4 protein-coding genes are annotated in these 6,665 nt (G+C 73.8%); 3 read left to right on the top strand and 1 reads right to left on the bottom strand.

Annotation, left to right across the window (positions count from 1 at the left end; translation table 11 throughout):
* The coding region (locus Q7L73_RS25210; protein ID WP_304694422.1) for an alpha/beta fold hydrolase at positions 1 to 977 on the top strand (977 nt) is incomplete at its 5' end.
* Here Q7L73_RS25210 and Q7L73_RS25205 read toward each other — a convergent pair.
* Complete coding sequence (locus tag Q7L73_RS25205) at positions 919 to 4,236, bottom strand: HtaA domain-containing protein (protein WP_304694424.1); 3,318 nt, start codon at positions 4,234 to 4,236, stop codon at positions 919 to 921. The genes Q7L73_RS25210 and Q7L73_RS25205 overlap by 59 nt on opposite strands.
* Positions 4,237 to 4,374: 138 nt before the next feature.
* Here Q7L73_RS25205 and Q7L73_RS25200 point away from each other — a divergent pair, with 138 nt between their 5' ends.
* Positions 4,375 to 6,018, top strand: coding sequence for an acyl-CoA dehydrogenase family protein (locus tag Q7L73_RS25200; protein WP_304694426.1), 1,644 nt, complete (start codon positions 4,375 to 4,377; stop codon positions 6,016 to 6,018).
* A complete protein-coding gene (locus Q7L73_RS25195; RefSeq protein WP_304694428.1) occupies positions 6,015 to 6,665 on the top strand; it encodes a TetR/AcrR family transcriptional regulator in 651 nt (216 codons plus the stop codon). Before Q7L73_RS25200 ends, Q7L73_RS25195 begins: the two co-directional genes overlap by 4 nt.

Below are 6,665 nucleotides of genomic sequence, written 5' to 3'. Positions count from 1 at the left end.
CCGCAACCGCCGGCGCCGCGTTCGCGCCCGCCGCCGCGGTCGCAGCCGCGCCCGCTGCGGTGCCCGCGCCCGCGGCACCCGCCGCCGCCGCGCCCGCCTTCCACGCCGAGGTGCGCCACGCGCAGGTCGGCAGAACGCGCATCGCCTGGTACGAGCGCGGCAGCGGGCCGCCGCTGCTGATGGCGATCGGGACCGGCTCGACGATGGCCGAGTGGGATCCGGCGCTGCTGGCGCTGCTGGCGCGCGACCACCGCCTGATCCTGTTCGACTACCCCGGCCTCGGCCGCTCCTCGGCGACCGCCGGCAGACGCGTCTCGTTCGCGCTGCTGGCCGACCGCGCCGCCGGCCTGCTGCGGGCGATCGGGATCGACAGGGCCGACGTGCTCGGCTGGTCGATGGGCGGCTTCCTCGCACAGCAGCTGGCGATCCGCCATCCCGGCGCGGTCCGCCGGCTGGTGCTCGCCGGCACCAACCCAGGCGGGTCGCAAACCGTCCTCGGCAGCCCCGAGGACCAGCGGATCGACAGCGACCCGACGCCCTCCGACGCGGCCGCGCTGCGCGTCCTCTACCCGCGCACGGCCGCCGGCCGGCGCGAGGGCCGCGCCTTCCTGCAGCGGCTGGACCGCGCCAGCGACGCCGGCACGATCCCCGACGACTTCGACGTGCCCGCGCGCACGATCCGCGCGCAGGTCGAGGCCGAGGACCCGTGGCTGCGCTCGGACGCGAACGCCCGCGCGCTGCGGCGGCTGGCGCTGCCGGTGCTGGTGACCGGCGGACGCTCGGACCCGGTCGTCCCGCCGGCCAACGCCCGCCGCCTGGCGCGGCTGATCCCACGCGCCCGGCTGATGCTGCTGCCGGGCGCGCACGCCTATCTGTTCAGCGACCGCGTCCGCTTCAGCGAGCGGCTGCGGCGGTTCCTCAGCCCTTCTTCAGCGCCTTCTTCGCCTGCTTCTTCGCGCCCTTCAGCGTCACCGTGACGGTCTTCGTGACCGCTCTGGCGCCGCTCGCTCTGACCGTCACGCGCAGCTTCACCTTGACGCTGCGGCCGGCCAGCTTCGCCGCCGCCTTCTTCGACAGCTTCAGCGTCACGACGCCGCGCTTGCCGGCGGCGATCGCCTTCGGTGAGCTGACCGTCGCGGCGTAGCGCTTGCCGGCGATCTTCAGCGTCAGGCGCTTGGGCACCGTGACGGTGCAGCGGGCGCCGGCGGCGCAGCGCAGCGTCGCGACCTGCGCGACGCCGGTCTTGCCGACCGTCGTCGCCTTCGCGCCGGCGGCGATCGTGCCGGCCGCCTTCGCGACCGGCGCTCTCGTGACCGGCGGCTGCTGGACCGGCGGCTGCTGCACGGGCGGCTGCGGCTGATCGACGACCGCGTCCGGCTCCGGCGTGCCGAAGTCGGCGCTGATCGCGATCGGGTCGAACGGCTCGCCGGCCGGGTAGCTGCCGAAGACCTCGGCGCCGGCGGCCGTCAGCGTCGTCTCGATCCCGCTCCAGTCGAGCCCGCCGTCGCGCGCGACCGGCCCGGAGGGCAGTCTCGCGGAGACGATCGCGACGTTCGTGCGCGTGACCGGCGTCGGCGCGTCCATCGTCGCACCGACGGTGTCGGCGTAGAGCGTGCCGCTGTCGCCGGTGACGACCAGCCGCAGGTTCGAGAAGGTCGTGTCGAGCTGCGGTCTGGTGTCGCCGGGGACGTGGTAGTCGTGGCCCCAGAAGCGGACCGTGCCGCGCAGCTTCAGCTCGAGCACGCCGCTGGCGGGATCGAAGCTGCCGCCGCGGATGCCGAAGCGGACGATCTCCGAGCCGGCGTTGCGGCCGTTGCAGAGCGTGCCGGTCGCGAGCGTGCCGGGGACCTGCGTCGCGCCTGCGCCGGGGACGATCCCGCCGCGCGCGACGTTGCCGACGACGTAGCAGCGCCAGCGCTCGGCGAAGCCCCAGTCGACGTGGCCGCCGCCGAAGCTGACGGCGCTCGTGACCGGCGAGGCGACCTTCAGCGTCGCGACGCGCGAGAAGACCGTGCTCCACTCCTCCGAGCCGGGCGTGATCTTGTTGCGCAGGCGGGCGCGGAACTGCAGCCCGTTCTGCGTCGCGCTCGCGTTCAGCACGCGCAGGAAGCCGCCATCGATCTCGTAGCCGTTGCCGTCGGCGAGGTCGACCCAGCTGCCGTTCGACAGCACCTGCCACTGGATCTCGGGCGCCGGGTTGCCGCTCGGCATCACCTTGAACTCGGCGGTCGCGCCGGGGTCGACGGTGAGGTCGGCCGGCTCGACGACGATCGCCGCCGCCGCGTTGATCGTGACCGTCGCGTGCGCGCTGCCGAGTCTGCCGAAGGCGTTGCTGAAGACGGCGCGCACCTGGCGGCCGTTGTCGGCGACGGTCACCGGCAGTCTCAGCGTCGTCGCGGTCGCGCCGTCGATGTCGGTGAAGCGGCCGGAGTCGCCGGCGCGCGTCTGCCACTGGACGGTCGGGTCGCCGCCGACGGCGGTGGCCGCGGCGGTGAAGGTGGCGGTGCCGCTGTCGACGCCGGCCGCGAACGGCACGACCGCGTCCTGCGGGTCGTCGCCGACGGTCGGCGAGGTGCCGCGCGCGTACTTCGCGAGCGTGTTGAGAGCCGGGTAGCCGCCGCCCTCGTTGACGTAGAGCGCGTGGTCAGCGCCTGCCGCGATGCCGATCGGCCCGGAGAAGCCGACGCCCGGCTCCTGCGTCAGCGCCAGCTCGCCGACCTTCGCGCCGTCCTTGACGACGGCGATCTTGCGCACGGCCGGAGCGACGACGTAGAAGCTGCCGTCACTCTGGTCGATCGCCGACGCGAGTACGCTCGCGACGCCGAGTCTGAGCGTCTCGCCGACCTGCCGCAGGCTGCCGTCGCCGGCGCGCTCGACGCGCTGCACGAGGCCTCGGTAGCCGGCCAGGTAGAAGCCGCCGCCGGGGATCGCGCGCAGCTCCGAGGGCTGCGCGAAGGTCGACTGCGCCGCGTCCGGGTCGTGGACGTCGTCAGCAAGTCTCGTGACCGTCGCGGTCGTGCCGGCGAGTCTGACCTCGGCCGGCGGCTGGCCGGCATCGGCGAGCATGATCGTGCCGCTCTCGTCGATCGCGATCTGCGAGCGCGGGCCGGCGGGCAGGGTGTCGCCCACGCGCGTGTATCTGACCTTTCTCCAGCTGCCGTCGCCGTTGTCGGTGAAGCTGGCCAGCTCGCTGCTCGACACCACCAGCAGGCGTCTGCCGACCGGATCCCACTCGAGCGCGTAGACGTACGTGCCGGCGTCGAAGCTGGTGTGGTCATAGCCCCACGTGGCGGCGTTCCACGTGTAGGTGTGGACCGTCGTGTTGACACTGTCGAACACGGTCGCGGTGGCGGCGTCGAAGGTCGCCTTCGGGAAGCTCTGCCCGGTCGTGTCCTCGCGGCCGGTGTCGCCGATCGTGCCGAGCGTGTCGGGGAAGCGCGCGCCGACGGTGCCCCAGACGGAGTCGGTCGTCGCGTGCATCAGCTCGCGCTGGGCGTCCCAGAAGAGGTCGAAGACGTGCTGGGTCGTCGGCTCCGACGGCGTCGTGCGGTTGACCTCGCTGAAGCCGATCGTGCCGGCCGGCGTGAAGTTGTCGGCGGTCGGCGCGGGGAAGCCGCCGGGGCCGCTGTAGGTGGCCGTGAGCGGGTCCATCACGGTCCCGACCGGGTAGTTGCCGCTGAAGACTCTGAAGCCCTCCGCGGTCAGGTTCGTGCCGAGCGCGGCCCACCTCGTTCTGCCGTCGGCGACCGTCAGCGCCTCTTCTCTGAGCGTGACCGTGACGAGCGGGATCTCGCCGTAGTCGACCATCTGGCCGGTCGACTCGCTCTTGCTGAGCGCTCTGCCGAACAGCTGCGCGTCGTCGCCGTCGAGCACGAGCCGCGGGTTGCTGACCGTGACGTCGAGCACGCCCTCGTGCGCGGTCCAGCGGACGCTGCCGCCGTACTGCAGCTCGGCCCTGTTCGTGTCGGGGTTGAAGCTGCCCGATCTGAACGGCCACACATAGCCGTCGGCGCCGCCGACGATCGTGGCGCCGTCAGAGGCGGTGCCGATGCCGGCGTAGTTGCGCCAGGACAGCTTCAGGCCCCAGCGCAGGCCCTCCCCCTGCGTGATCGCGACCGGGTCGGCCGCGGCCGCGCGGGCCGGTGCGGTCAGAGCGCTCGCCGTCAGCGCGGCGAGCGCGAGCAAGAGTGCCAGCAGCGCGTGCCGCGCTGCTCGCGGGAGGGACGGTATGGACATCAAGGCCTCTCGTGTAAAGGGATCCTTATTAGGGTAACCTAAGTTCGTGCACGGAGGCGTTTCCGGGATCGATTCCGATCACGTGAATCCTGATTCGCTACGCTGTGAATCCAGATTCACATTGCGCCGGAGGGGACGATGAGCACCACTGTCGAGCCGATCACGAGCGGACCCGAGACGCCGATGCGCGCCGTCCGCAACCAGGCGACGCCGCTGCAGCCGGTCGACTACTTCGCCGTCGACCTCGCGCTGCAGGAGGCGCTGGAGCGCGAGGGCGGCGGCTGGGGCGCCGCGCGGGCACACGAGATCGGCGCGCTCGCCGGCTCGCCGTCGACGCGCGACCACGGCCTCCGCGCCGAGCGCAACGAGCCGCGGCTGACGACGCACGACCGCTACGGCAACCGCGTCGACGCGGTCGAGCTGGACCCGTCGTGGCACTGGCTGCTGCGCAACGGGATCGAGCGGGGGCTGGCCGGCGGGCCGTGGCGCGAGCCGCAGGCCGGCGCGCACGTCGTGCGCGCGGCGACGTTCGGCCTCTGGTCCAACGCCAACGGCGGCGTGATGTGCCCGATCTCGATGACGTACGCGGTCGTGCCCGCGCTGCGCGACGGCGCGCCCGCGCTGGCGGCCGAGTGGGAGGAGCGGCTGACGCGGCCCTCCACCGACGGCGGCGCGCTCGCCGGGATGGCGATGACCGAGCGCCAGGGCGGCTCGGACGTGCGCGCGAACATCACGACCGCGACCCCGCTCGGCGACGGCGACTACGCGATCCACGGCCACAAGTGGTTCTGCTCCTACCCGCCGTGCGACGTCTTCCTCGTGCTCGCGCAGGCGCCGGCCGGGCTCTCCTGCTTCCTCGTCGAGCGCGGACCGGGGATGGAGTTCCAGCGCCTGAAGGAGAAGCTCGGTTCGCGCTCGCTCGCCTCATCCGAGGTCGAGTTCCACGGCATCCGCGGCCGCCTCGTCGGCGAGGAGGGCGGCGGCGTCAAGGCGATCGTCCGGATGGTCAACCACACGCGCCTGGACTGCATGATCGGCTCGACCTCCTCGATCCGCCGCGGCACGCTGGAGGCGATCCATCACGCCCGCCACCGCTCCGCCTTCGGCGCGCTGCTGGTCGACCAGCCGGCGATGACGAACGTGCTCGCCGACCTCGCGCTGGAGTCCGAGGCGGCGACCGCGGTGACGCTGCGGATCGCGCGCAGCTACGACGAGGACGACGCCGCCTTCCGCCGCTTCGCGACCGCGGCGCTGAAGTACTGGGTCTGCAAGCGCGCCGCCCCGCACGCCAACGAGGCGCTCGAATGCCTCGGCGGCAACGGCTTCGTGGAGGAGTCCGGCATGCCGCTGCTCTACCGCGACGCGCCGCTGATGTCGATCTGGGAGGGCTCCGGCAACGTCGCCGCGCTCGACGTGCTGCGGGCGCTCGCGAAGGAGCCGGAGGGGCTGCCGGCCTTCCTCGCCGAGTGCGAGCTGGCACGCGGCGCCGACGCCCGCTTCGACGCCCATCTCGACCGCGCCCGCGCGCAGGCGCTGCGCCTGCTCGACCCGTCCGACGCGCGCAACCCGCTGGAGCGCGTCGACGAGGGCCAGTTCCTCGCGCGGCGGATCGTCGAGGACCTCGCGCTGGCGCTGCAGGCGAGCCTGCTGCTGCGGCACGCGCCGGCGCCGGTCGCCGACGGCTTCTGCGCCTCCCGCCTCGGCGGCGGCGGGCACGCGTACGGGACGCTGCCGCTCGGCGTCGACGCGCGCGCGATCGTCGAGCGCGCGCTGCCGGCGTGACCGCTCGGCCTGCGGCCTCGGGTCCCGTCGGAAGAACTCGCCTGACGGCTCGCTCTTCCAGTGAGCCGCTCCCCAGCCCCACCCGCCAGCGCCTGCTCGACGCCGCCCGCGCGGTCGTCGAGCAGCACGGCTACGGCGGCGCCTCGGTGGCGGCGATCGCGGAGCGGGCCGGGGTCGCGGCGGGGACGCTCTACCGCCACTTCCCGTCGAAGGCGGAGCTGTTCGTGGAGGTCTTCCGCGACGTCTGCGAGCGCGAGATCGCCGCCGCCACGAGAGCTGCCGCGGCCGCCGACAGCGCCGCCGACAAGCTCGACGCCGTGCTCGCCAACTTCGCCCGCCGCGCGCTCGCCAACCCGGTGCAGGCGTGGGCGCTGATCGCCGAGCCGGTCGACCCCGCGATCGAGCAGGTGCGGATCGACTACCGCCGCACCTACACGCGCGACGTCGAGCGGCTGCTGAGAGCCGCGATCCGCCAGGGCGACGCGCCCCCGCAGCAGACCGCGATCACCGCCGCGGCGCTCGTCGGCGCCGGCAACGAGGTGCTCGCCGGCCCGCTCTCCCCGCTCGCCCGCAGAGGCGCCCACGACGACGAGGCCGCGATCGCCACGCTGCGCCTGCTCTGCCGCCGGGCGGCCGGGATCGCGTGA

It is taken from the genome of Conexibacter sp. CPCC 205762 (assembly GCF_030646155.1).
Lineage (GTDB): Bacteria > Actinomycetota > Thermoleophilia > Solirubrobacterales > Solirubrobacteraceae > Conexibacter.
Note: the sequence above shows the minus strand (reverse complement) of the source record. Positions and strands in the feature narration are given on the sequence as shown.

Coding starts and splice junctions, on each gene's coding strand:
- Q7L73_RS25205 (WP_304694424.1), bottom strand. CDS start 4,236: ATGTCCATACCGTCCCTCCCGCGAGCAGCGCGGCACGCGCTGCTGGCA.
- Q7L73_RS25200 (WP_304694426.1), top strand. CDS start 4,375: ATGAGCACCACTGTCGAGCCGATCACGAGCGGACCCGAGACGCCGATG.